A 24,956-nucleotide genomic window follows, 5' to 3' on the forward strand; every position below is an offset into this window, starting at 1 on the left:
ACTGATCCTCACCCTCATCATTTACTTTAAAGAAATTACTATCGAGAGTTCTTTCAAAGTTGCCTATACTAACGCAAATTTTATGTAATAAGGACACCATTGTGCGCCCTACGGTACTTTGTTTTTCTGGTTTAGATCCTTCTGGTGGTGCAGGTTTACAAGCAGATATTGAAGCCATTGGTCAAAGTGGAGCACATGCAGCCATTGCTTGTACCGCACTCACCATTCAAAACTCGCAACAAGTGTTTGGCTTTGAAGCAACCTCTAAAGAATTGCTTTTGGCACAAGCCAATGCAGTGGTAAAGGACTTACCCATTAAATGTGTTAAATCGGGTATGTTAGGTACCACTGATAATATTGCAGCTCTGGCTGAATTTTTACGTGAGCATCCTGATTATCTATATGTCCTTGATCCGGTTCTGGTCGCGAACAGTGGTGGCTCACTCGGTAATCAGGAAACCTTAGTCAAAGCCTTTGTTGAACTCGTCCCTTTAGCAACGGTTATTACACCGAATACCGTTGAATTACGCGCGTTAACAGGCGAGCAAAATTTAGAAAAGGCAACAGCTAAACTATTTGAAATGGGTGCAAAAGCGGTTTTAGTCAAAGGTGGACATGAAGATACACCGGACTATATTCGCAACGCATTATATCTCGCAGGCGAATTGGTTTCTGAAACGAAGTGCCCTCGTCTAGCGGGTGAATATCACGGTTCAGGCTGTTCATTGGCAAGTTTTATCGCAGGTCGATTAGCACAAGGTGACGAACTAAAAGTTGCAGTTAATCATGCTGAAGCATGGTTGTTTGGCGTACTGAAAAAAGCTGAAAGCCCTATTCCAAATGGGCAAAAAATTCCAAAACGCTTTTAAAGTTTATTAGCCCCTTTCAACTTAAGTTTCATTAATATTTATATTGATGAAACTTAAACAAGAAAATAATTTAAATCGTGCTTCTCAAGATTTTTCTGCATGTTGCTCTTTTAAATTTTGCACATGTTGTCGATTTGTTTTCCATGATTTCTCTAGAATTTCTTTTTCAATACGAAGCTGAATTCGCTTTAACTTTAAAGGAGGAATCATTTCATCCTTAAAATTTTTCACATAATCCGTCCACCCAGCACCACGGAAAACATTTACAGGCATTTGTGTTTTAAATTCACAATCCGGCATAAATACAATTACAGAATGTATCAGTGCAGGATCAACAATATCACCCAAGACTGCTTCCAAAGCTTTCTGATGTTTATAATTTTGATGCAAAGGATTTTGAAACTTATATGATTTTTTATAGATTTTTTGTGTCCAGGTTTTCTGACGTTCACCACCAAAAATCCAACCTGTATAGTTTTTGGTTTCAATCACAAAAATACCATAAGGACTTAATAAAATATGATCAATCTGTGTCGTTTTATTTTGCTCATCGGGCAAAGTACAATCATTTAATAAAATATAGTCTTTATCGAGATAAAGCTTTACATGCGTACTTACCGCTAACTCGCCTATTTTACCTTTCAGGAACGGTTTAAATGCATTAAACACACCAATGGCAATGAATAATAAAATTACCCACCATAATTGAGAAAATAAAGGTTCAAAAATTTGTGAAATCATTTTTAAGTTTTAATATTATAAGTACTTACCTATAGTTTATTGTAATTGTTCAATTTTTAAAAGAATTTCCTTGTTATCTAAGCCACCGGCAAAACCCACCAACTTTCCATTTGCACCCACCACTCGATGACACGGCGCAATAATTGAAATCGGATTTTTACCATTGGCGGCACCCACAGCACGAACGGCTTTGACATTCCCTACTTGCTCTGCAATCTGCTTATAACTACGCGTTTCACCAAAAGGAATCGTCAGCAGAGCCTGCCAAATTTTCTTTTGAAAATCCGTGCCAGCAAAATCTAAAGGCAAATTAAATTGAGTGCGCTGACCAGCAAAATACTCATTCAACTGCTTTTCAGTTTCTAACAAAATCGGATGCATTTTATCTTCGACCAATTCAGCCAAACGTACTCGTTTAGGATTTTCATTTTCCCACAGTACCGCCACCAAAGCCTGATCTGTGGCAACCAATTTAAGCAAGCCCACAGGAGAAGCCATTTCAATAAATGCCAATTTCATCGACCTCTCCTATAGTTAAATAAAATTAAAATACTTTAATCAATATTACGTTGATGACAACTTCATCAATACTAAACCAGCAACAATTAATACAGCAGCTAACATTCGCATTGCTGTTGCAGGTTCACCTAATATCAAAATCCCAATTAGGAATGAACCGACGGCACCAATTCCCGTCCAAATGGTGTAGGCTGTTCCTAGTGGTAAACTTCGCATTGCATACGCAAGTAAAGCAAAACTCAGCACCATAAATACAAGGGTAACAATACTTGGGGTTAACTTACTAAAGCCCTCAGACATTTTCATTGAATATGCCCAAACCACTTCAAATAAACCCGCCAAAATAAGCATAAACCAAGCCATAAAGCCTGCCTCCAGTTGATTAGAGTCAGGTCGTCCTGACGAATTTTCTCGCAATTCTTGATTTAAAATATCGAGGGAGGTCGTTCCTCCAAGTCATATTAGAATTATATGAGCTTTTTTTTAGAATTGGCAGCAACACTTACAAATTTTGCTTACTCAAAGCAGGCCACACCTCCAATCAAGCAAGTTTTAAATAACCATAATGCGACTGAATCACTTCAATCGCATTTTTATACTCATATAAATTAAAATTTAAATCTTAGCCCAGCACCATAAACCCAACCGCTTTCAGAAAAGGATTCAGCCTGCCAATCCGTGTGTTGATTACCTTTATCATACGCATAGGCGACATCAAGATACGGGATGATCTTCTTACTGATTTCATAACGGGTTTCGAGCCCCGCTGTAGCGCCGCTTAAACCTGTTTTTTGTGCATACTTAGAGTCATCATTAAATACAACATCAAGCTCAAGATAAGGCTTTACAATCAATTTTTGGGTCAATAAAAGGTCACGTTCTGTTTCCAGACTAAATCCAGCAAAATGATCTTCACCTACATATAAATAAGCATCCGTTTCGAAAAAATACGGCGCCATGCCATGTAAACCAATTACCCCGTCCAGTTTTGCTGCAGAATCTTGACGATTATGATCTAGTTCAACTTTCTCATAACGATAACGCACACCAGCCTGAGCATCCCAAAAATCTAAAATCATTCGACTGTACAAAACTTTGGCATCAAATGCTGCATCTTGAGATTCATGCTTATCTACATGCAATTTAATGAAAATTTTATTTTCATCTGTCCCAATACGCGTTTCCAATTTAGATTTTAAAGCACCACCACCATCTTCATCGATCAACCATTTATTATCCACAGTTGCCACTGCATAAACTTGCGCACCATGTTCTGTACGATGATCATGAGCTTGATGTGATGATTCTGAATCAGACTGTACGGATGCTGGCACCATTTTACGCATCGAATGATCAGCAGAATCCATGTTGATTACCAACCTATCCGAACTTGCCGTTGTCGATGATGGTGAATCTAGCATCGGCATAGAATGTCCTTCATGTGCGGCAACCAAACCACTGATCATAAAAATTGAAACGGTCAAAACTGATTTTGAACAAAGATTAATGATGCGCATGTGAATCTCCCTTCATGTCAGTTGATGGGGCAATTTTTGCGTCCACCGTCTGACTAGGTTGTGAGGGTTGAATTCTCTGAGTAGAAACCTCTCCATCAGTCACATTGGCAACAATCAGCTTATTCATCATACCCGCGCTCATGTGATACAACAGATGGCAATGAATCGCCCATTCCCCTAACTCATCGGCAGTCAGCAAGGTAGTCACCGTTTTACCTGGTGGCACAATAACCGTATGTTTATTGGGCATATCTACAGATGCTTGGCCATTTTCAAATTGCATAAACATGCCATGTAAATGCATCGGATGCGCCATCATACTGTCGTTAATAAATTTCACTCGGATACGCTCACCATATTTCACTTTCAATGGTTCAGCATCACTGAATTTTTTACCATTAATGGTCCAAATATAGCGCTCCATCGTCCCACCTAAACGAATCACCAATTCACTCTCAGCTTCACGAGTGTCTAGCTGTGGATTTAATGACTTTAAATCACTATATTGCAAAGCTTTATCACCTTGCGGTGTAGAGGCATTTGCCCAGCCATAAACCACATTTTCATTTTTAGGCTTGGTTTTAGCTACAGCTTGATGTTCAGAGTGATCCATATCTGACATCAGAGCGTGATTCATCTTCGAATGATCCATGTCTGGCATAGACGCTTGACTCATTGCACTATGATCCATTTTAGAGTGGTCCATATCCATACCATCATGGCCCATATCTTCCATCGTTAATAATGAACGTGGGCGAGATTCAGGCATGTGAATAGCATGATGCATGGGTGTTAATTCATTATGCAAAGTCCCGATTGCAAAGCCAGAACGATCGATAGATTCAGCTTCAATCTGATAATGTCCGGTTTTCGGCTCGACAATGACATCATAGGTTTCTGCTGTCCCGATCCGAAACTCATCTACGGGCACAGGTTTGACTGGCTGACCATCCGCACTGACTACCGTCATTTTTAAGTTTGGAATACGCACATCAAAAAATGACATTGCTGAAGCATTGATAAAACGTAACCGTACTTTTTCATTTGGCTTAAACATGGCTGTCCAATTTTGTTCAGGTGTTTTGCCATTCACTAAAAAGGTATAACCTGTGACATCTGATAAATCGGTTTTTAACATCCGCATCTGATTCCACATTTTGCGGTCAGACCACGTTGCTTTTACGCCATCACGCTGTACTTGTTTCCAGACATCGCCCAGCGTTTCACGTTGGTTTTGATAGTACTCTGCTGAAATTTTTAGATTTTTTTGAATCTGATCACTGGTTTGCTCATGAAAATCTGACAACATCACCACATAATCACGATCCGTCTGTTCATGTTGAGCTAGTGGCTTTTTATCTTTCGGATAAATCACCAAGGAGCCATATAAACCATCCTGCTCCTGTCCTTTGGAATGTGCATGGTACCAATAGGTTCCACTTTGGCGAACTTTGAATTTATAGACAAAATCACCATTGGGCTTAATTGCATTAAAACCATTAAAACCTGGTACACCATCCATGAGACCAGGCAGTAATAAACCATGCCAATGAATAGAAGAATCTTGGTTTTTTAAATTATTATGTACATGAATGACCGCATCTTCACCCTCTTCAAATTCTAAAAGTGGCGCAGGGAATTGACCATTCACCGTAATGCGTTTGACTGACTTGCCCGTAATATTGACCGTACCTTCAGCAATATTTAGATGGTACTCTTTGACTTCTGCCAACACCCAAGTGGATGCAGATAGACATAGCCCTAAAAGCAGAGCTTGCTTGATATGAATAGACATAACTTAACCTTAATATTTAAAAATAAAATGAATTTTAAAAAAGTTAGGTTAAGTTTTTAGGAGGTCGTAGAATTTCTTGCCAATGCCCTGCAAGATGCCGAGCTTGATAAGCATGACCTGAAGATTGATTTTGATAGACCATCACAGGCGGAGAAAGCTCAACCGCAGCAACATTCAACCATACAATCATTGCCTGACATGCCATAAGACTACAATCCGGACACTGTTGATGCTGTATTTGTCCCGCATCTGATACAGAGATACAGCTGGCTTTTTGTGCCATATTTTTTAAATCGGCAAATGCTGCTGATGTTGTATCGTTATTGCTCTGCTCCAGCATCTGCTGACAATGACTGCTCATCTGTGCAGCTGACATGTCCGACATATCATGTTTAGCACTTGCATCACTGCTTGATAAATCACTGTTCGACATTTCTGAATGAGTCTGCATCATCTGTTCATGTTGAATCCGCATCTCGATATGCATGCTCTGAGTTGAAGCAACAGACACACCACTCCACCCTATGGCAAAAACCATAAGACAAACAAACCACATCTGTTTGCAGAGCTGTATGAACAAAATAGAACCTACGGTTATATTTATGATGAATAATCAGAGCATAGCCAATAAATTTCGGATTGGCAAATCCGTGACCTTATATTTTTAAAATAAAAAACCACTCGCTGATAAATATTTATCCAGAACAATTATTAATCACAGATAAAAAATACAGCACCTTTGTATATGACGTTATAAGATAAAAAAGAGCTCACTTGAGCCCTTTTTATACACTTTCTGTCTATAGTATAAACAATTGATCTCACTTTGTTTAATCTATGCTCAGCTTATCCATACTGTTATCAACATGGTTATCCATAGATTTATCTACAAACTTATCCACAATTTTACAATTAAACTGTGAGAATACTAAGCGTTTACAGAACCAACTTTCGCAAGCTCTAAACGCATTTCATCAATCACAGCTTTATAATCAGGTTTACCAAAAATTGCTGAACCTGCAACAAACATATCAGCGCCTGCTTCCGCAATTTCACGAATGTTTGCTGGTCCTACGCCACCATCGACTTCTAAACGAATATCACGACCAGAAGCATCAATAATTTGGCGTGCTTTACGTAATTTTTCCAAAGTCATCGGAATAAATTTTTGACCGCCAAAGCCTGGATTGACACTCATAATTAAAATTTGATCGACTTTATCTAAAACATAATCTAAATAATGTAATGGTGTACCTGGATTAAACACTAAACCAGCTTTGGCTCCGCCATCTTTGATCAACTGCAATGAACGGTCAATATGATGCGATGCCTCAGGATGGAAAGTGATGATATCCGCGCCTGCTTCTAAAAAGTCACCAATTAAGCGATCTACAGGTGAAACCATCAAATGCACATCAATTGGTGCTTGAATCCCATATTTTTTTAAAGCCTTACATATACCTGCACCAAACGTTAAATTCGGTACATAGTGGTTATCCATCACATCAAAATGAACAACATCTGCACCAGCTTCAAGTACATTATCGACTTCATCTCCTAAACGAGCAAAATCTGCAGATAAAATTGAAGGTGCGATTAAGTATGGCTTAGACATGGAATAACCTAGATGTGAGTTTTTGAATATCACAATTATAGCAAACTTGGCCCGTTTCAACTTTTCAAATCTAGATTCTTTTCTAGATTTAAATCATCGCGTGTTAATGCCTCTGGACGAATATTGCAAAAATGCAACGTATTGTTCTATTTCTACAGCAGGCTTATAGTCTCAACTTTGCTAAATTAGCCCTTAAAATTAAGAGTAAATCAGAATGAAAAGCCATACTTCAATTTCAACCCATGAAGCAAAGCGCATTGCAAAAAGACTTTTAAATCATTGGAAACATAAATTTGAAGTCTCTGAAACAGAAACGATGTTTAGTATTTTTATGCCTGAAACAACCGTTGTTTTAACTGCTGAAATCGATCAATTAATTGTTGATATCGACACGCAGCTTGAAGACTATACGCGAATAGAACAAGTAGTGGTTGACCATCTAAATCGAATGGCACAACAAGAATTTTTAGTAGCATGGCAACATACTGCTTAATTAAACATTAGCCATCTATTTAGATGGCTGTTGAATATTTGATTGTGAATGTTTTAGCTCAAAATCACGTACCATTTGAATCCGCTCTGCTGTAGCAGGGTGTGAAGATAAAACCTCCCAAATATCTAAATTTATCGAATTTTTACGATCTGTCTGTTTTTCATGTTGTTGCTGATCTTTTTCAGTATTAATCGATGCTTCATTTAAACGCTGTAAAAAATTTGCAAAATGAGCAACTTCAATATTTTGCTTGTACATTAAATTTAAAGCATATAAATCAGCTTCTTGTTCAAATTTACGCGAGTAGTTAGCGCCCAAAACGGCCACGGGAATAGAGCTAAGTAAATCTGAACTATCACCAGTCATCGCAATATATAAAATGCTAAATCCTAAACTTGATAAGGCTTGTTGTAAGCTATGCCGTTGTATTAAATGCCCTTGCTCATGTGCCAATACCGCTAAGATTTCTTGATCACTATGTGCCAACTCAACCAATTCATCTGTCACGACAATGGTATTATTGGGCAAAGCTAAAGCATTCGCACCTAAACGCTCTCCATTGCGGAATATAATTTTGGCAGGATGACCTTGTGCAATTTTACTCAAATATTCTGACTGAATTTGCGCTTGTTGCCCCTTGGCTAGCTGCGTCGGCTTGGTCCAATCCATCACATATTCTTGAGCTTGATTGCCCAATTTTTGTAATGTATTTTCGGGTAATTCATCGGCCACAATTTTTGCTGCCATGGGGATGCCCCATTTGAGTACGGCGAATCCTAAAGCAATTACAAAGACCATACTGAAAATAATGAGCGATGGGGTTTTTTCTAGTTTCCATATTTTTTGCTGAAAATTTTTATGGCCCAGTTCTAACCATTCTGGAATTTCATTGTTCAAAAATTCAATTCGCGCATCATGATCCAATTCAATGACGGGGTATTTTTTACCTAAAGCACCAATCAGTATCATCTGTGCTGTCTGCAATTTTTGGTTTTTCATCCCATGATCATGATATTTAACCAGAACAGAATACTGATCTAATGCCATTAACTCAGCCTGATGAGGTTTAGAGAGCACACCATCATAAAAAATAACGGAAACAGATTTCATCTTCGTCTATCCCCTCTTACTTATAATGAAATATCTAAATCAAAAATATCACTTATTTCTTCTGCTATCGCACTATGATCCGTCTGAATCATGTTCATCATCCGATCTGGATCATCTTGTAGATGTAAACTTAACGACTCAACTTGATATTTATATAAGCGAATGGCAGCCCAAGCAGACATCAAACCAATACTTAAAATTTTCACAATCCAATTACTCGCCACAATCCAAGCATAACGCCATTGATTACAATCTGTTTTAAATTGGCTTTGGCTAATGGTGGTATTATTCCAAGTTGTAATAAAAATTCGTGCTTGGATCAATGGTCTAACAAAAATTAAAGCGCAGATATAAATGACTAAAACGATCCCCGCACCTGATTGAGTTAAATTAATATTATGGGAAAAATTCATGCCTAAAATGATTAGTAAGATGATTAATATTATAAAAATCCCGACCAATAAAAAGATAGGAACATATACCGCAGACATATAATCTGCCCATGAATTATTTAATTTAAACTTCAATTGTCCCGCATAAAGATGATTCAGCACATAACGCTTATATAACCAGATGACGACAGGCGTAAATAAACCGAGTGTAAACACGATAATTAACAAGCTAAGAAAAAACTGTTTATAGGCTTCTTTATTTGTACCATCAAAATAAAAGCGACTATTGGCATATTTACTATTACGTGAAGTAAACCGAATGGTTGCGCGTAATAACCAAGGCAATGCCAAATAAATGAATAGACCACCAAATACAGCAATCCTCATTTCCAAGTATCCAGCTACTGCAAATGCAGCCCATATACTGATTGCAATTAAGCGACCAATTAAAATCTTAGTCGGTAAGCCGGTAAAATCAAAAAAACGTTGGAAAAACTCAGTATTACTATAAAAATATCTGAGTCGCCTTACTTTAGCCCATGGTGCATACAAGCTTAAAGTTGCAATGGTTAACAGAATATTCACGATCCATATACCAAAATATTCCATGGCCTCACCATGAAATTTAAAACGATATACCTTAGCTAAATCAGATCGTTGCGTCGGAGGCTCTGTAGGAATAGAAGAAGGAAATCTAGGATTATGCGATTCTGAAAAAATGTGCTCTTGTTGTTCTTGCATTATTTTCTCTTATTTTTAAGTATGAAAGAATTCATCACAAATTATTTTATGCTGTTAGTTTATATTCTTTTAAGTGGATAATAAATAGTCGTAAAATTAAATAACTTAGCTTAACTAGATATCTTATGTCTATTTTTTATTTTCTAAGTCAATCGCTTGCAATAAAAAATTAATTTAATATCAGATATCTAGCCTCAGCTCAAACCATTACTTTTGTAGTTGTAATGCATGGAATTGTAGATGATCATCCATAAAGCTTTGAATAAAATAATAACCGTGATCATAACCGTCGTGTAATCTTAAAGTCAGCTTTTGTCCGACTTTATTGCACGCTTGTTGAAATGTTTCAGGATGTAACTGGCTATAAAATTGATCATTTAAACCTTGATCAATTAAGACTTCAGTAAATTTTTGTCCCATAGTTAAGACTAATTGAGTTGCATCATGCTTTGCCCATTCAGCTTGATCATCGCCTAAATAATTTGAGAAGGCTTTTTCACCCCAAGGACATTCAGTTGGCGCACATATTGGTGCGAAAGCAGAAACAGACTTAAATTTTTCAGGATATTTCCACGCTAAGGTTAATGCACCATGCCCGCCCATGGAGTGCCCAAAAATCCCAATTGCATGATTTAAAATTGGAAAGGTTTGTACAATGGTAGGATAAATCTCATCGACAATATAACTTTCCATTTGATAATGCTCAGCCCACGGCTGTTGAGTCGCATTCAGATAAAAGCCTGCACCTTGCCCTAAATCCCAAGCATCTACATCTGCAACGCCTTCTCCACGGGGAGAAGTATCTGGTGCAATGAGAATTAAACCCAATTGTGCTGCCAATCGTTGTGCATGTGCCTTAATAACAAAAGTATCTTCAGTACAGGTTAAGCCTGCCAAGTAAAATAAAGCAGCACATTTCTGCCCTTGTAATGCTTGAGGTGGCAAATATATAGCTAGCTTACTCTTGCCACGAAGTGCTTGAGATGTCATTTGATAAATACGTTGCTCGCCATCGAAACAGCGATTCGTTTGAATAAGCTCCATCATATTTTCCTTGTTATTGGTGAGCAACGGTTAAATTCTGTGGCGTTATCTTTTGAGTAGGTATGACTACAGACTCGGTATGACTTGTGGTTTGTATATTGGCTTGAGGAAATAAATGTTGTTCTAATTGTGGCAACATTAATTCCATATTTTTACCAATTACCCACTGAGGTTCCGATGGTTCAAAACCTTGGGCACTTTCCCATTTTGCTACCGTTTCAGCTGCTTGATTAAATGCGGCTTTAATGGTTTTTTGTTCACGCATCGCTTGATCAAAAAAGGCGCGACCAAAATAAGTATAATCGGCTTCATTTGAACATCCAAATGATGCCCGATCAGCTGCGGATGCAGTGATAATTAAGGTATCAGGAGATTGTAAAGCAGGTACAAAACTACCTGAATAACATGCTGAAATCACAATGACTTTCCAACGAATGCCTGATTTATCTAAAGCCTCTCTCAACCATTTTGGATCGACATCATCTAAAGCGATTGGCTCATTTTCCATTTCAAACTGATTGGGCAAACCGTGTGATGTCATATATAAAAATAAGACATCACTTTCCTTATTCATTTGTTGTCCAATACGGCGTAAAGCTAAATCCATACTGGTTTTCGATGCAATGGGAATGTCAGTCAAAGTTTCAGGATTATTCACCAACTCCATCGAACGACCAAAAGTGCCAAACCGTGTATCAAACTGTTCTTTAATTCGCTCTATTTCAAATTTAAAAACATCTTGATAACTGGCGCCTGCAACACCTAAAAAATACCAATGTGTTTGAGCAAACTCACCAAATTGAATTTGCTCAATGGATTTATTTAATAGGCGACTTTGCGCATAGAAAGCAGTTTCAGATAATGTGGCTGGAGACTCTTCAACCTTCCAAATGGGTTGATCTTTAACTGACATTTGCCACACGATTAAAGTGAATAATGTTGCGAGCATAATTAATGCACGCTCCCACCATGGCCACTTCAGTTCACGTGCAAAAACCCAAACGACCGCTAAGCTCTGCCAGACAAATAACACCATAAAAATGATCGGTAGATAATCGTAGGTAAAGCTGGGAAGAATATCTAAACTACCCAAATATTGAATGAAACTTTGCAATAAGGCAATATGTGTATCTAGCACCAACCACAATAAAGCGGGCACTAACATCAAGCGTGAATTATTGGTTCGTTGTGAAAGAAAAATACCCACAATCAGGGCAATAAATGGCCACAATGCATAACTGACGAGGCCTTGCTTATTAAATACGCCACCATCACCTGCGACTAACCAACTAAATAAGGTATTCGCACTCCCACCTAAAATCCCCCAAAAAATCAGTTGGAGAATTGAGGGACGAACGATTTGTAACGATTTTCGAGACCCTAAAAATAACCACAAACCTGCACGTTGGTTACTTTTTAAATCATGCCAGAAATTAATCGAGGGTTTAAGGTCTATCATAGAAATTCTGTTCAGGCAGAAGGCTTTAATCAGCCCTTCCTAGTGTATGCTCGGCTAAATTTTTATCAATGCTACTTTTAACTATATCGCAATTTTTTGACTATTTTTAAGTCGCTTACCAAACTACTCAACAACTATTTAGAAAAATAGGCATCAAAACGACATGCATCACCTTGCCATTGATGATCTGGTATACGTTCAGCTAAATATACGGCAAGGCGTGGTCGTTTCACAATAACGCGTTTAGCGATTTGTATGGCCAATTCGAGTAAATTGTCACCCAAATCCATTTCACCATCTTCAGGTAAAAGTAGGTGTAAAAGCTGCATCTGTTTTTTGACTTGTGCCTGTTTTTTAATTGCCTGTTGATTTTGATCGCGCTGTGGAAACATTGGATCTAAATACACCACATCAACCTGATGATCTTGTCCGATCTGCTGTTGTAAATAAGCAGTAGAATCGGAAAACACCAAATCAATGCGTTCCACGACTTTGGCTAAGAATGGATCACCTGCGGCTTGTTTTTTTGAATCTTCTAGTAACGTAAATAAAATGGGATGACGTTCAATTAATATGACGTGCGCGCCCAAATGCGCCATCAGTAAACTGTCGTGACCCAAACCCGCCGTCGCATCGATCAAGTTTGGTTTCTCAGATAAATTACAGGCTCGCGCAATCATTTCAGATTTAAGGCTTGCTCTTTTTAATCTTGCGATTTCTGCTTTCCAATCAGGCTGCATTTTCATACCATTCGCACAAAGCCATAACCCTTGATCATCGACACATAACGCTAATTCAGGATTTAAACGTAGAAAACGAGCATTTAATTGATCAATAACGTCAATATTTACATTCACCAAACGTGAAGAAAGCACAGCCTGATATTGCTGTGCTTTCTGTAAATGTTCTGTTTCGGTAAATAAGCGAATTTCGCTTACCATAATTTCCAACCTGTTAAAGCAAACAATAAAATGATTAAACCAGATGCAATACGATACCAAGCAAATACCATAAAATCACGCTTAGCCACATACGCAACCAAAGCGCGAATCAGAATAAGCGCGGAAACAAATGAAACAATGAGCCCCACAAAAAATACAGTCCAATCTTGGGTAGTTTCATAGATATGATAATTTTTATATAAATCGAGTAAGCCTGCACCAACAATAACGGGAATACCCAAAAAGAATGAGAACTCTGTGGCTGCTTTACGTGAAATACCCAGCATCATGCCACCAATAATGGTCGCACCTGAACGCGAGGTTCCCGGAATTAAGGCTAAGACTTGAATTAAGCCAATATAAACTGCCTCTCTTAAAGAAATATTTTCAACTTCTGCTGCATTCACTTTTTGTGGATTTTTTTCGACCCACCAAATAATCAATCCGCCTACAATTAAGCCAATAGCTACAGAGATATCATTAAATAGCAGTGCCTTAACAGTTTCACCAAAGGTCAGGCCAACCAACATAATTGGAATAGAAGCGACAATAAGCGTAACCCCAAGATGTCGTCCCTTTTTTTCACCCGTCAATAAACCTGTAGCTGCACCCCAAAGTTTTGCCCAATACTCATAAACAACAGCAAGAATTGCCCCCATCTGAATTGCAACTACAAAAAGATCACTTTTCTCTTTGGTCCAGAAATTCATTAATTCAGCGGCAAGAATTAAATGCCCTGTACTCGAAATGGGTAAAAACTCAGTAATGCCTTCAACGATGCCCATGATGGCTGCTTTAAGGAGCAGTAAAAGATCCATGTATTTTCCTAAATTTTATGGTTTGCCTTGTTCTGGAATTTTTTTCCAAGCATTATCACGTAAATAAACAGGTAATGCATGTTCCGCACTCACCCATTGTTGTTGCTTTGCATTGTATCTTGCAATTTCGGCAATATCGTCTGCATTTGCATGAATATGTTGGTATTCTGTAGCTTCAGGCTTAATTAAAACTGAACCAGAACCAATTAAAATAAATTTTTGATATTCAGCGGCATGAGCATAATCGAGTAATTTTTCCTCATCGACCAATTGCATAATATTATTTTCATCGCATTGAAAACTGGCCAAATAAACTTCTTTCATTCGTGCATCTAAAACGGCGGTAACCGCCGTTAACTTCGCCTCACGATAAGCAGCTTGCGCCAAAGCTTGTAATGTTGACACAGGAATAACCGGTAAATCATTTGCCCATGCCAGTGCTTGAGTTACCGCCGCATTAATTCGAACCCCACTAAATGAACCAGGGCCACGACTAAATGCAATCGCAGTTAAGTCAGGCAATTCTACATTCGTCTGCGCCAGACCTTGTTCAATGAGTGGCAAAATAGTTTGCGTTTGTGCTTTTGCTCTTTCATCTAACTGAAAAAAAAGTGTTTGTGTTTCATCAACTATAGAAACAGAACACTGCTCATTGGCAGTTTCCAATGCCAGCAATTTCATGCACAATCCAACTATCTTAAAAAGTGCGAGTATTCTACTCTACTCATTTTAATAGCGCGAGAAATTCTAGATACAGAAACAAAAAAGCCAAGTCATTCACTTCAAGAAATGTTCTTGGCTATAACATTTAATCTACGTCTTGCTGGGTGATAGAAATATGAATTCTTAGAATTCAAATTTCTCTAAATGCATAAAATCTTTAAAGTGTTCTGCATAATGCATAGCACTCATTTTTAAACGTACTTCGGCATGTTCATCTAAAGTTTTTACCACTTTTCCAGGAGAGCCAACCACTAAGGAATTATCAGGGATCACTTTGCCTTCCGGAATCAAAGTATTTGCACCAATAATACAATTTTTTCCAATCACAGCATGATTTAAAATCACAGCATTAATGCCAATTAAACTATTATCACCAATAGTACAACCATGTAGCGTTGCTTGATGTCCAATCGTAACATAGGCACCAATATTCATTTCGATACCCGCATCGGTGTGTAATACGGCATTTTCTTGGACATTACTGAAGTCACCTAAACGAATTACACTATTATCACCACGAATAACTACACCAAACCAAATACTCACCTGCCGTCCTAACTCAACTTGTCCAATCACTGTGGCGGTGTCTGCCACCCAGCCATCCCAAGGTTGTTGTGTTGCTTTTGGCGAATACTGTTTAAACTTATACATCATAAATAAAATCCATTTACTGTCGTAAATTTTAATGATCGGTTATTTTATTAAAAATTTTTGACTTAAACGCAGGGGAATTCAGTAAAAAAGGCCATGACTTGTGATAGTTCAAGCCATATTGAAATAGTGAAATCAAAATTCGAGCGGTCAAGCCCCAAACAATCTCATTTTCGACACGCAAGCTTGGAAAATACAAAGATTGATGCGCCAATCGAACCTCATAAGGAATGGGTTTAGATTCCATTAATTTTCTTAAAGATACAAAAAATATTCTATCAATTTCTGAAGGTTGTGCAATTAAATTAATATCTGCAGGAATTAAACCAACGACAGGTTTGACCGTCATACCACTCTTTGCTCGTTCCATGGGTAAGTCGCCTAACAGCTGCACATCAAATGGATTAAGTGCTGTTTCTTCCCATGCTTCTCTGAGAGCAACCACAATATTACTGGTATCACTCGGATCTCGCTTTCCACCTGGAAAAGAAACTTCACCTGCATGGTTATTTAAATAAACAGAACGACGCGTCAATAAAACTTTAGGATCCGATTCATTCGTAATCGCTATTAACACAGCGGCATTTGCTGGCTTAATTATTTTGGAAAAGCGTAAGCGCTGCTGCAATTCTTGTGTTAATAAGTCATCCTGCATTTGCTCTCTTCCTGTTTTTGTTGTGACTTTATCATAGCCCAAATTTTATGGATTAGGCTATAAATGATGCGAAAGTAGAAAATATCGGTTATGCTGAGTTATCTTGAAAATTCAACGAAGCTTATGAGTTTTTGTACTGCCTGCGGACATAAAACAATAGACCAAATCCCTTTGGGAGACCATAAAGTTCGCCAAGTGTGTTCAAATTGTGGAACTATTCATTATATTAATCCAAAAGTCATTTGTGGTGCTTTGGCATTGTGGGACAACAAAGTTTTGCTGTGTAGACGTGCAATTGAGCCACGCTATGGCTTATGGACTTTACCTGCAGGATACATGGAACTTTTTGAAACCATGGAGCAAGGTGCAGCACGTGAAACTCGTGAAGAAGCTGAAGCTGATGTGGACATTGAACAGCTGTATTGCATGTATAACATCCCTCGCATTGGACAAATTTACGTGTTATTTAAAACTCAACTTGTCGATGGAAAATTTGGTGCCGGTGAAGAAACTATCGAAAGTCGCCTATTTTCAGAAGATGAAATTCCTTGGGATGAACTCGCATTTCCTAGTGTTGAACGTACCTTACGCCATTATTTTGAAGATCGTAAAAACAACCAATTCCCAATGCATTTAGAAACCTTGGGTAGTCGTTTAGATCAGACAGGTTAGCAAAATAAAAAATATTCCATAAAAAAACCATCCTCAAGGATGGTTTTTTATGTGCTTAATCTTTATTTAGTTTTTAAGGTATAGCAACTTGGTAATTCGATATTAATCGTACCACTTGCGCGTTTAGCTAAATCTAGTTGTGCCTGATTTGCTTTATCTTTATTTGCAGTATTAAAAATGGATTGAGAAATGGCTTGCATATTCCCCCATTCAGCCTCTGTCGCAAACTGTCCATTCCATCCGGTAATATTAATCCCATGTGCCGTCGATTTATCCACAATCAAATTCTGTAGATTCATACGCACACCACCTGAAGTAAAAGATGGCACTTCACCTGAACCAGTTTGTGGCAAGAACATCAAACTTTCATTTAGCCCAACTAAAACACCATCCAAATTACCAAAAACTGGATTGGATAAAATCATACGCAATGTTAAAGACTTATCACTATTATCGTAGTTTGCTGCACCCGTTGTTCCGATGCGGTATTGCTGAACCCCAGTGGCTGTATCTTTATATGTAATCGGATTTACATCAGAACACACCGTAGAACTTAAATCGGTACTGGTTGCATCCGCGCCAATATTGGTTCGAATATCACCATTCTCATCCACAACAATGCCCAGTTTCATCTTAGGAATAGTTTTATCTTCAAAACTAAACACGAGGTTTGCATATAGTGGAAATATATATTGCTGACCAGTCTTCACCGTATTGATCGTTTGAAACACTCGTTTATCTAAATACGTCGCTGGATTGGTCTTATAAACATCAATCGAACCTGTAAATTGCTCACCTGCAGATGTTTGTCGCCACTTTCCATAGACACTTGAATCTAATGGTGGCTTGGTATCACCCGTTATCCGTTTATACATAAATTCAGTGCCAGGAATAGTGGTTCCATTAAATAACGTTCCCTGAAAAATCTCTAAATTGTCCGAAAGATTATCGACTGAATGTAGCTTAAAAGGCTCTGTAACTCTTTTTGATAAAGGATTAATCCAATGTAACTGCGCATCTGCATTAAGTTTATTCGGCGACACTTGCGTCAATAAATTAATACGCGCGATTGAACTGATGACTTGCTCACCAGTGGTAATAGGTGTCCCCATCCACTGCACAGCATAACCCGTGGTATAACCTTGACGTGTGGTTAATAAATACAAATTTGCAATGGCTTCTTTGCCTGAAGGACTTGCACCAAAGAAACCACCTAAATCTACATTTGCGCCAGAAACAGCAAGGAAATTTGCTGTATAAACATTTACATTGGAAAGATTAATGAGTTGTACAGCCACTTGTTGTGCCGCAGTCTCATTCACTGGCGTGAGATCTAACCATGGTTTTAAAATATTGACATAACTTCCATCCAAGAAGTTTGCGACATCAATCGAAGTTTCAATTTTACTTAAATCATTTTTAAATTTTTTAGATAACTCGATAGGTTGAACATCGCCAACTAAATTTGTATCTTCTACTACTGCAATGGCTTGAAAAATTCGCGTCAAACCCACCATTACTTTAAAAGTATCATCATTCATAGACATTGATGCGGGTACTTTACCAGTCATGCCTGTTGCTATATCAATCAGGCCAATCTGTGTCGGCTGTCCTGTGACTTTTAGTGAATTTAATTTACTCAAATCAACTGAGCCTAAAGCTATTTTTTTACTTGTTTCAGATCCTTGAATATAAAAATTAACTTTATCCCCAACACCACAACCGCCAATCGCTACATTTTGCACCATTTCAGTAATAAAATGATTCTTTTGATCACTACTACAATCAAAATTTAACCCTTCAATTGGATAATCCACCACAAAAGATTGACACTTTTCTGCTGATGGCAAACAACCATTGGTTGATGTTGCAATCCCTTTATTTGGATCTTCATGAATTACGGCACTTTCACCACCACAGCCCGATAAAGCAGTTACTAAGCCTGTTAGGGCAAAAGGTAAAATAAATTTATTTTTCATAATCCTAATCTCTTTGCTTATCGAATAACACTAAGCTTGATCTGTCCTTCATTAGACAATTGTTTGTTTTCAACATCTACAGCAGATGATAATGGCGTCATAAACAGATAACTGGCAGACTGTGGTTTTTTTAAGACCCCTTCAATCGCGGCATGCTGAAAATCACTTTCAGCAAATTCTTGATTTTTAAAACCACTCACACCCTCAATCACACACCCACTTCCATCTAAAAATACGACCAAAGGCCAATAATAACTCGGTGTTTTTTGTGTCGATGCGAAAGAAGTAAGTAAAATATCTTGAACGCTTGGATCTATTTTTACGACTTCATAGACAAATTTTTCTTTAATGGGTGCTACAGGCCAAAATCCAACTTCACGATTATTCAGTGTTAAAGACTTTGCCTTAGCAATTTTTTTGCCAGTAAAACAGGTCTGCTCTAAAGTATTCACAACTTCATCTTTAGGTAAGCGATAATAAGTCGAGGCGAGAATCATCGGCGAATTTACAACAGGTTTTTCATTTTTCAATTTATCAATGAATGAACGACTTAGTCCTTTTTCTCGTTCCACTGTATCAAAACGACTGCTGCCCCCAACAACATTTGGCATGACATAAAAACGTTTTTTCCCTTCTAAATTAAATTCCCTATCTTCTAAAAATTCATTATTAACGTATTTTACGCCATCAATAATGGTGTATTGATGTTCAGATCCTGCTATCTTGGTATTATCGATGGGTTGAGTCTCATGTGTCGTTACTTTCGCAGACACTACAGACGTCACTTCTGAGGGAGTCACCTGAGCCAATGGCAATTTTTTAGATGATATTCCTTCCGATTTTTTTTGGTCACTTTGTTGTTGATCACTCACATCACCTATTAATGACACAACATTTTTTTTGGGGGTAATGCTTTGATGATCAAGATCAACTTTATCTTTTTTTCCCTCAATCTGATTTTTTAAGCTTACTTGATCATGCTTGACCACACTCTTATCAGAAGACAAACTCCCTGTTGAAACAATATTGCTGCGCTGATCGACATTCGGTCGAATTTTTGAAAGTTGACTCTCCTGCACAGCTATAATTGCTTTCGGTTCATCAACTTTTTGTACTGCCTTTTTTTGTTGGACCACCATTGGGTGTCCATCTGGCCCAATAATAGTATAAAAACCACCCGCAGACACCGTAGAAGCTATTCCAACAGAAAGAAATAAGGTGCACGATGTATACATGGAAGCTTTTAATTTTTTCAGAAACATTACCATCTCGTTCTATAATTTAAACCAAGAATTGTGACTTTGGTATTTGTTTTAATATTCAAACCCGCGTAAGGATTTAACAGTAAATTATCAACACCAGTTTTGTTGGCCATGCTACTGCTATTGGCTGGAATATTATCTCGACTACGTAAAAAACCAACGGATAAATCAATATCAGTATCTTCATCAAAACGATAACCCAGCCCTAAACCAAAGAGTTGAGCATTATTGATTGGCACTAATGTATTTCGTTTATCATCTGGAATCGAACTGGTCCGTGGCTCATAACCGGCACGAAGTTTTAAACGATCAGTCGCTGAATATTCAAAGCCAATCCCCCAGTTCCACGGCGATTGAAAACCTAAAGGCAAAGCTAAAGACTGGTCTGATACATTATTGGATAATAATTTTGCAATTTTTAAAGCCGAAATCTGTCGATCAAATTCAAATTTAAATTTTTCCCATGCTTTAAAATCAGTCCACCCCAAGTCAAAATTGACTTGTAAATCTGGTAAAATTTTATATTTAATCCCACCCTGAACGTGAGCTGGATATTCCAAATCCATCGCAATCAAACCAGACTCAGTTGGTGGAATATAACCAGGGAATCCTAAAATTGCAGCTAAAATTTGTCCAGTAGCAGAGGAGTTTAGACCTTTAATTAATTCTCGTGGCGCATTGGCGTTATCAATAAAGTATTTGCCTTTTAAACGCATTTTTGCAGCACTTTGATACACTATACCAAAGCCAAAGTCATCACTTGGATCCCACAAAACACCAACATTGAAACTTGGACTTAAACTTTGTTCCATTGAAACTTGCATTTGTCCAAATTTACCAAATGGATTCATACTCTCATTGGTATTACACATCCCAAATAAAAGAAGATCTGTAATAACGTTGGAATTTCCCCTAAATGGTGCACAGACAGCTTCATCCACCATCCGTAACACACCAATCATTTCATTCGGGAAACGCAGATCAGTTTTCAACGCTACTGCTTGATAAGACATTCCGACCGATGCACCGATCGAGAGTTCATCATTCACTTGATAAGCAATAGATGGTGACAAATACGTAATACGCTCAATTGCCACCTGTTGTCCCATAAAATTACCGGGATTTCCATCTTCTGAACCAAAACCAGCAACCATGGGTGCATATGCTGCTGTTGCATAAGTCAGTTTTGATCCCGGCGGATTATATGAAATTCCTGCTGTCGGTGCGACTACAGGCCAACCCGCACCTAAATCGACAATTTTTTTCAAGATAGGGACATACAAACTGGCATACTCCACATCCCCATTGGCTTTATCTTTATAATCTGTACATAAACTTGACGGATTATCGGGTGCATCATTACAAATCAATGGATCATCTGAATATCCAAAAACGTTATATCCTTGTGGAGCAGAAAACTCTTTCTGAATATTAAAGTTCGCAACAATACCCTGAACATCGGTTTGTAAGCCTTTCAATTTAGTCAATGCTGCTGGGTTAAAGTGAATTGCACTAATTCCCGGAGGGTCTGCCGTAACAGCATTTCCCATGGTTAATGAACGAACATCAACAGATAAGTTTAAACCCAACTGAGCAAATACTGGTGTCGAGCAACCCGTTAAGAAAATCGCAGCAACTAACGGGCGTAATTGTATGTTTTTCATACTTAAATCCCTTTAAATTGCTTTTTTCTTCTTACCAAAACCTAAAATATCAAGTGGGAAAGATAAACCTAATGAGACATCAGGAGAGTCTTCAGTTAAACCAATTCCCAATGTTCCATTAACAATCGTTTCTGGCGATACGCGAACACCTAATGCAATTGAGAACATTGCACTGGTTTGTCCCGCCGCTTTATAAGACTCACCATTGGTATAAGTAAAGGACGTATTACTATTAAATGATTGTTGATAAGACATAGTCATTGAGACATCGTAATTAAATGAGTACGCATATCCAAATGAAAAACCACCAGTAATTCCCGGCTCAAACGTATCTAGAACACGTCTAGTTGTGTCACCACCACCGCGCACTTGATTTAATCCAGTTTCTTTTAAGCCATAACTGGCAGAAAAAGAAGCAAACAATACAACAGGATCAATATATTTGCGGGTACTCGCCCCTACACCAACTGAATAATAGCCCTTACCTGTAGACAATTCTTTTTCCGGATTGATTTCATAAGGACTATCACCGGTTTTAGTTGAAAGGCTACCAAATAAAATAAGCGGTAAACGTCCTGCCTTCAATGGGAATGGTTCCCAACGTGCACCAAAACCGATATCACCTAAACCCGCAGTTGTCGTGTCTTTTAAGTTATCTGATTTAGCAATTAAAGGAATAGATGCACTTAAGGTTAAATTATCAGATAAACCATACTGCCCCGAAAAGGTATTGGTAATAGTATGACTGGCATCTTCATCAACACGCAGTTGATACAAACTCCCTTGATCCATAGCTGCATTAATTTGTGAATCACGATAATACGAATAATCTAAATCATAAAAAGTTGAAATTTCACCTTTTTTAATTAAAGAATATTGACGTTCATTCGATGTAAAAACTTCTTGTAAATTGGTTTCCTTTGTCGCATCACCTTCTTGTTGTTTCAAGGCTTGAGCGGCTTTACTGCCCTCTTTAGGAAGTAATGATGGTGTTTCATCTTTATTCATTATATTCGGTGCTGTAGTGTCCGTACCAACTTCACTTTGACTCTGATTTTCTTCAACACCATCTACATCTGATACGGCTTCCGCTGCATAAACCCCTCCAACTGCAACCTGAATACTGATAGCAAGTAAAGTTCTCTTCATCCATTGATTATTCATTTGATTCCTACCAAAAGTTTGATTATTTAATTTTTAAATCAATTCATTATTTACGTTTATAATAGAGGCGCATAAAGGTTGTAATTGGCTGATTGTATGTATCTGAGTTCTTGTTTTGGTCAATTACACGACGCATAGTAGAGGCTTTATCTGCAATTTTATTCATATAATCTGTTGAAAATTGGGCATCTACGAGCGCATAACGATTAATTGTTGCATCATCTACATGACGTAAATCTGCATCCTGCAATGCTAATAAATTTTTCTGTTGCGCTTTTGGTACACTAATTAAAAATAAAGTATTGTTTTCCCAAATCTGTTTAAATCGTTCTTGATCAAAACTAATGTTGCCCAAAGCTGGATCTGCAACATAGACTCGACCATTTTTATAGGCTTTATACACCACAAAATGCTTAAAACCAGCATAAGAAATAGGAACGATTGCGGGTTGATCTTGCTTAATCAGATCTGAAAATTCGCCTTTAAAGCCACCACTCTCAAATCCAATTGCAGTTACAAATCGTTTCATATCTAATAATGAAAAACTACGACGTTCTACAATACGATTATATTCTCCAAATCGGAGTAAACCTTCCATGGTTTGTTGTTCAGTTAACTGTGCCCCGACATGTCCATTTAACAATGTCGTGAGTGCAGCAGAACCACAACTGTAATCATAGGCTTGACGTACAATGCCTCTGAATTGATTTTCTAAGGCAGGCTTAATCTCTACAGTTTCACGATGGAATCTTGAAAAAGATTTATCACGAGGATCAGCAAGCTCTGTGTAATACACAGCATTGGCTGGTTTCGGCTTAATGTCTAATGCATGGCTGGCAAAATAATAGATCATTGCCGAACCTAAAGTAATTTCTAACATATTTTAACTATTCTAGTATCGGCAAAGTATGCCTTAAGTGCTGATATTATTTTTAGAGCAAACACTCTACTTCCCTGTAAATAGAAGATACCTTCTTTTGTAAAAAAATACAGTATTTTTTTTACTTTTTGATGTATTTCACAGTTTTCTTGTTAAAAAAAAACGCGTGTAAACACGCGTTTTTAGTTCATACTAAATTAGTGACCAGAAATAGTAATCACGGCGCCAGGAGTTGTTCCTGCTGCACCATTAAATACTTTCATACCACTTACAGCCACATCACCAATTGAACTCGCTGCTGAACCTAAACCAATCTTTTTGATATAAATATCTGTTGATGTAGTCATAGCAGTGATTACTAAACCTGTTGGTTTAACAGCAATCGCAGCATCAGTAGATAAGTCGGTTCCACCATTGTCATTTAAGTGAATTGAACCAAGTACGATATCACCACCACCATTTGTTGATGCATCATGTAGTGATACATTACCAATGGTTAAACCACCCGTCATACTACCAGCCAATTTAATCATCGCACCTTGTGGCGTATTACCCAGTTGAATATTTGCTGATGTAGCACCAGTGGTTAAATCCAAACTATTTAAAATAGTTGCAGTACTTGCACCAACTTTATATGGGGTTGCAGCATCACCTGACTTAACATCATTTACTTCAATTTTACCTAAATGAATACTTAAGCCTGAAACCGCAGCACCAATATTTAAGAATGGATTACCATTACCACCATCTGTATCAATTGTTACATCAGCAAGATTATGGCTTGGTAAAAGTGCAGCTACATTTGCGCCAATTACGATATTATTAACAGTAATTGCACCAGCATGACCATTAGCATATACAGTTGGATTACCACCTGTAAGATTAACAGTATCGGTATAACCAGCAGCTAAGCCATCTCCATCGAAAACGTGTACTTTATCAATCTCAATTTTTGAAATGCCAATCCCAATGGAAATACCATCTTGACCCGTTGTAGCACTTAGCGATGCATCATCCATTGCCTGCATTGCCATTGCATTTGCACTAATTGTCATTGCGGAAACTAAAGCAAGTTTAGTAAATAATTTCATGTGTACTCTCCCAAGAGCATTTTTTTTCATTTTTAACCACTCTCCGCAATCTCTATTGTTTTTTGCTTTTTTTACAACAGAAACATCAATCCTTGAGTAGTCCGTTTTGCCTTTTCAAATTAACTGCATGTTACTTTTTGTTCAACTACTGTTTATCAAAA

General features: G+C 37.8%; 25 protein-coding genes. 3 read left to right on the forward strand and 22 right to left on the reverse strand.

From position 1 onward, the window contains the following. The first annotated feature begins 101 nt into the window (after window positions 1-101). Window positions 102-869, forward strand: coding sequence for a hydroxymethylpyrimidine/phosphomethylpyrimidine kinase (locus B9T28_RS13900; RefSeq protein WP_086204577.1), 768 nt, complete (start codon window positions 102-104; stop codon window positions 867-869). 84 nt (window positions 870-953) lie between these two features. Here the strand turns inward: B9T28_RS13900 and B9T28_RS13905 are convergent, their stop codons facing one another. From B9T28_RS13905 to rpe, 7 genes are all read right to left on the reverse strand, one after another. Continuing rightward, on the reverse strand, window positions 954-1,610 hold the full coding sequence (locus tag B9T28_RS13905; RefSeq protein ID WP_086204578.1) for a nuclease-related domain-containing protein: 657 nt from the start codon (window positions 1,608-1,610) through the stop codon (window positions 954-956). Between the two features lie 36 nt (window positions 1,611-1,646). Then, a complete protein-coding gene (locus tag B9T28_RS13910; RefSeq protein ID WP_086204579.1) occupies window positions 1,647-2,129 on the reverse strand; it encodes a methylated-DNA--[protein]-cysteine S-methyltransferase in 483 nt (160 codons plus the stop codon). 45 nt (window positions 2,130-2,174) lie between these two features. Beyond that, window positions 2,175-2,492: a quaternary ammonium compound efflux SMR transporter SugE gene (gene sugE, locus B9T28_RS13915; protein ID WP_086204580.1), complete on the reverse strand. Its 318-nt coding sequence runs from the start codon at window positions 2,490-2,492 to the stop codon at window positions 2,175-2,177. Window positions 2,493-2,737: 245 nt separating this feature from the next. Continuing rightward, window positions 2,738-3,646, reverse strand: a complete 909-nt coding sequence (locus B9T28_RS13920; RefSeq protein ID WP_086204581.1) for a copper resistance protein B — start codon at window positions 3,644-3,646, stop codon at window positions 2,738-2,740. Beyond that, on the reverse strand, window positions 3,633-5,441 hold the full coding sequence (locus B9T28_RS13925; RefSeq protein ID WP_086204582.1) for a copper resistance system multicopper oxidase: 1,809 nt from the start codon (window positions 5,439-5,441) through the stop codon (window positions 3,633-3,635). The genes B9T28_RS13920 and B9T28_RS13925 overlap by 14 nt, the downstream gene beginning before the upstream one ends. A gap of 43 nt (window positions 5,442-5,484) precedes the next feature. After that, the gene (locus B9T28_RS13930) at window positions 5,485-5,979 is read right to left on the reverse strand and encodes a hypothetical protein (RefSeq protein WP_086204583.1); all 495 of its coding nucleotides are present in this window, start codon (window positions 5,977-5,979) and stop codon (window positions 5,485-5,487) included. A gap of 390 nt (window positions 5,980-6,369) precedes the next feature. Next, a complete protein-coding gene (rpe, locus tag B9T28_RS13935; RefSeq protein WP_086204584.1) occupies window positions 6,370-7,056 on the reverse strand; it encodes a ribulose-phosphate 3-epimerase in 687 nt (228 codons plus the stop codon). A gap of 214 nt (window positions 7,057-7,270) precedes the next feature. Between rpe and B9T28_RS13940 the strand changes: the two genes are divergently transcribed. Further along, a complete protein-coding gene (locus tag B9T28_RS13940) occupies window positions 7,271-7,549 on the forward strand; it encodes a DUF2218 domain-containing protein (protein WP_086204585.1) in 279 nt (92 codons plus the stop codon). Window positions 7,550-7,564: 15 nt separating this feature from the next. Here B9T28_RS13940 and B9T28_RS13945 read toward each other — a convergent pair whose 3' ends face one another. The 9 genes from B9T28_RS13945 to B9T28_RS13985 all read right to left on the reverse strand — a co-directional run bounded on the left by B9T28_RS13945 (window position 7,565) and on the right by B9T28_RS13985 (window position 16,083). Next, entirely contained in the window at window positions 7,565-8,659 is a 1,095-nt protein-coding gene (locus tag B9T28_RS13945; protein ID WP_086204586.1) for a M48 family metallopeptidase, read from the reverse strand. Window positions 8,660-8,679: 20 nt separating this feature from the next. Further along, on the reverse strand, window positions 8,680-9,792 hold the full coding sequence (locus B9T28_RS13950) for a YjgN family protein (RefSeq protein ID WP_086204587.1): 1,113 nt from the start codon (window positions 9,790-9,792) through the stop codon (window positions 8,680-8,682). A gap of 207 nt (window positions 9,793-9,999) precedes the next feature. Then, complete coding sequence (fghA, locus tag B9T28_RS13955; protein WP_086204588.1) at window positions 10,000-10,836, reverse strand: S-formylglutathione hydrolase; 837 nt, start codon at window positions 10,834-10,836, stop codon at window positions 10,000-10,002. A 13-nt stretch (window positions 10,837-10,849) separates the two neighbouring features. Further along, window positions 10,850-12,295: a C13 family peptidase gene (locus B9T28_RS13960; RefSeq protein WP_086204589.1), complete on the reverse strand. Its 1,446-nt coding sequence runs from the start codon at window positions 12,293-12,295 to the stop codon at window positions 10,850-10,852. 134 nt (window positions 12,296-12,429) lie between these two features. Further along, window positions 12,430-13,236 (reverse strand): class I SAM-dependent methyltransferase, encoded by an 807-nt coding sequence (locus tag B9T28_RS13965; protein ID WP_086204590.1) that lies wholly within the window; start codon window positions 13,234-13,236, stop codon window positions 12,430-12,432. Beyond that, the gene (locus B9T28_RS13970; RefSeq protein ID WP_086204591.1) at window positions 13,230-14,054 is read right to left on the reverse strand and encodes an undecaprenyl-diphosphate phosphatase; all 825 of its coding nucleotides are present in this window, start codon (window positions 14,052-14,054) and stop codon (window positions 13,230-13,232) included. Before B9T28_RS13970 ends, B9T28_RS13965 begins: the two co-directional genes overlap by 7 nt. 15 nt (window positions 14,055-14,069) lie before the next feature. Next, window positions 14,070-14,735 (reverse strand): tRNA (adenosine(37)-N6)-threonylcarbamoyltransferase complex dimerization subunit type 1 TsaB, encoded by a 666-nt coding sequence (gene tsaB / locus B9T28_RS13975; RefSeq protein ID WP_086204592.1) that lies wholly within the window; start codon window positions 14,733-14,735, stop codon window positions 14,070-14,072. Window positions 14,736-14,900: 165 nt separating this feature from the next. Further along, window positions 14,901-15,431 (reverse strand): gamma carbonic anhydrase family protein, encoded by a 531-nt coding sequence (locus B9T28_RS13980; protein ID WP_086204593.1) that lies wholly within the window; start codon window positions 15,429-15,431, stop codon window positions 14,901-14,903. A 28-nt stretch (window positions 15,432-15,459) separates the two neighbouring features. Beyond that, window positions 15,460-16,083 (reverse strand): CoA pyrophosphatase, encoded by a 624-nt coding sequence (locus B9T28_RS13985; RefSeq protein ID WP_086204594.1) that lies wholly within the window; start codon window positions 16,081-16,083, stop codon window positions 15,460-15,462. 123 nt (window positions 16,084-16,206) lie between these two features. Between B9T28_RS13985 and B9T28_RS13990 the strand changes: the two genes are divergently transcribed. Then, entirely contained in the window at window positions 16,207-16,755 is a 549-nt protein-coding gene (locus tag B9T28_RS13990) for an NUDIX hydrolase (RefSeq protein WP_086204614.1), read from the forward strand. Window positions 16,756-16,817: 62 nt separating this feature from the next. Here B9T28_RS13990 and filF read toward each other — a convergent pair whose 3' ends face one another. The 6 genes from filF to filA form a co-directional block, all read right to left on the reverse strand. Further along, on the reverse strand, window positions 16,818-18,734 hold the full coding sequence (gene filF / locus B9T28_RS13995) for a putative pilus system protein FilF (RefSeq protein ID WP_086204595.1): 1,917 nt from the start codon (window positions 18,732-18,734) through the stop codon (window positions 16,818-16,820). 17 nt (window positions 18,735-18,751) lie between these two features. After that, window positions 18,752-19,996, reverse strand: coding sequence for a putative pilus assembly protein FilE (gene filE, locus B9T28_RS14000; RefSeq protein ID WP_086204596.1), 1,245 nt, complete (start codon window positions 19,994-19,996; stop codon window positions 18,752-18,754). Beyond that, window positions 19,996-21,660 (reverse strand): putative pilus system OmpP1/FadL family transporter FilD, encoded by a 1,665-nt coding sequence (gene filD, locus B9T28_RS14005; protein ID WP_086204597.1) that lies wholly within the window; start codon window positions 21,658-21,660, stop codon window positions 19,996-19,998. Before filD ends, filE begins: the two co-directional genes overlap by 1 nt. A gap of 12 nt (window positions 21,661-21,672) precedes the next feature. Continuing rightward, window positions 21,673-22,824: a putative pilus system protein FilC gene (gene filC, locus B9T28_RS14010; RefSeq protein ID WP_086204598.1), complete on the reverse strand. Its 1,152-nt coding sequence runs from the start codon at window positions 22,822-22,824 to the stop codon at window positions 21,673-21,675. A 46-nt stretch (window positions 22,825-22,870) separates the two neighbouring features. Further along, window positions 22,871-23,704, reverse strand: a complete 834-nt coding sequence (gene filB / locus B9T28_RS14015) for a putative pilus system C39 family peptidase FilB (RefSeq protein WP_086204599.1) — start codon at window positions 23,702-23,704, stop codon at window positions 22,871-22,873. Window positions 23,705-23,901: 197 nt separating this feature from the next. Further along, window positions 23,902-24,795, reverse strand: coding sequence for a putative pilus system protein FilA (filA, locus tag B9T28_RS14020; RefSeq protein WP_086204600.1), 894 nt, complete (start codon window positions 24,793-24,795; stop codon window positions 23,902-23,904). Window positions 24,796-24,956 lie beyond the last annotated feature (161 nt).

Source organism: Acinetobacter silvestris, from assembly GCF_002135235.1.
Lineage (GTDB): Bacteria > Pseudomonadota > Gammaproteobacteria > Pseudomonadales > Moraxellaceae > Acinetobacter > Acinetobacter silvestris.

Bases quoted from the DNA above. Each gene is read 5' to 3' on its own strand.
- B9T28_RS13905 (WP_086204578.1), bottom strand. From the start codon at position 1,610: ATGATTTCACAAATTTTTGAACCTTTATTTTCTCAATTATGGTGGGTA.
- B9T28_RS13910 (WP_086204579.1), bottom strand. From the start codon at position 2,129: ATGAAATTGGCATTTATTGAAATGGCTTCTCCTGTGGGCTTGCTTAAA.
- sugE (WP_086204580.1), bottom strand. From the start codon at position 2,492: ATGGCTTGGTTTATGCTTATTTTGGCGGGTTTATTTGAAGTGGTTTGG.
- B9T28_RS13920 (WP_086204581.1), bottom strand. From the start codon at position 3,646: ATGCGCATCATTAATCTTTGTTCAAAATCAGTTTTGACCGTTTCAATT.
- B9T28_RS13925 (WP_086204582.1), bottom strand. From the start codon at position 5,441: ATGTCTATTCATATCAAGCAAGCTCTGCTTTTAGGGCTATGTCTATCT.
- B9T28_RS13930 (WP_086204583.1), bottom strand. From the start codon at position 5,979: ATGGTTTTTGCCATAGGGTGGAGTGGTGTGTCTGTTGCTTCAACTCAG.
- rpe (WP_086204584.1), bottom strand. From the start codon at position 7,056: ATGTCTAAGCCATACTTAATCGCACCTTCAATTTTATCTGCAGATTTT.
- B9T28_RS13940 (WP_086204585.1), top strand. From the start codon at position 7,271: ATGAAAAGCCATACTTCAATTTCAACCCATGAAGCAAAGCGCATTGCA.
- B9T28_RS13945 (WP_086204586.1), bottom strand. From the start codon at position 8,659: ATGAAATCTGTTTCCGTTATTTTTTATGATGGTGTGCTCTCTAAACCT.
- B9T28_RS13950 (WP_086204587.1), bottom strand. From the start codon at position 9,792: ATGCAAGAACAACAAGAGCACATTTTTTCAGAATCGCATAATCCTAGA.
- fghA (WP_086204588.1), bottom strand. From the start codon at position 10,836: ATGGAGCTTATTCAAACGAATCGCTGTTTCGATGGCGAGCAACGTATT.
- B9T28_RS13960 (WP_086204589.1), bottom strand. From the start codon at position 12,295: ATGATAGACCTTAAACCCTCGATTAATTTCTGGCATGATTTAAAAAGT.
- B9T28_RS13965 (WP_086204590.1), bottom strand. From the start codon at position 13,236: ATGGTAAGCGAAATTCGCTTATTTACCGAAACAGAACATTTACAGAAA.
- B9T28_RS13970 (WP_086204591.1), bottom strand. From the start codon at position 14,054: ATGGATCTTTTACTGCTCCTTAAAGCAGCCATCATGGGCATCGTTGAA.
- tsaB (WP_086204592.1), bottom strand. From the start codon at position 14,735: ATGAAATTGCTGGCATTGGAAACTGCCAATGAGCAGTGTTCTGTTTCT.
- B9T28_RS13980 (WP_086204593.1), bottom strand. From the start codon at position 15,431: ATGATGTATAAGTTTAAACAGTATTCGCCAAAAGCAACACAACAACCT.
- B9T28_RS13985 (WP_086204594.1), bottom strand. From the start codon at position 16,083: ATGCAGGATGACTTATTAACACAAGAATTGCAGCAGCGCTTACGCTTT.
- B9T28_RS13990 (WP_086204614.1), top strand. From the start codon at position 16,207: ATGAGTTTTTGTACTGCCTGCGGACATAAAACAATAGACCAAATCCCT.
- filF (WP_086204595.1), bottom strand. From the start codon at position 18,734: ATGAAAAATAAATTTATTTTACCTTTTGCCCTAACAGGCTTAGTAACT.
- filE (WP_086204596.1), bottom strand. From the start codon at position 19,996: ATGTTTCTGAAAAAATTAAAAGCTTCCATGTATACATCGTGCACCTTA.
- filD (WP_086204597.1), bottom strand. From the start codon at position 21,660: ATGAAAAACATACAATTACGCCCGTTAGTTGCTGCGATTTTCTTAACG.
- filC (WP_086204598.1), bottom strand. From the start codon at position 22,824: ATGAATAATCAATGGATGAAGAGAACTTTACTTGCTATCAGTATTCAG.
- filB (WP_086204599.1), bottom strand. From the start codon at position 23,704: ATGTTAGAAATTACTTTAGGTTCGGCAATGATCTATTATTTTGCCAGC.
- filA (WP_086204600.1), bottom strand. From the start codon at position 24,795: ATGAAATTATTTACTAAACTTGCTTTAGTTTCCGCAATGACAATTAGT.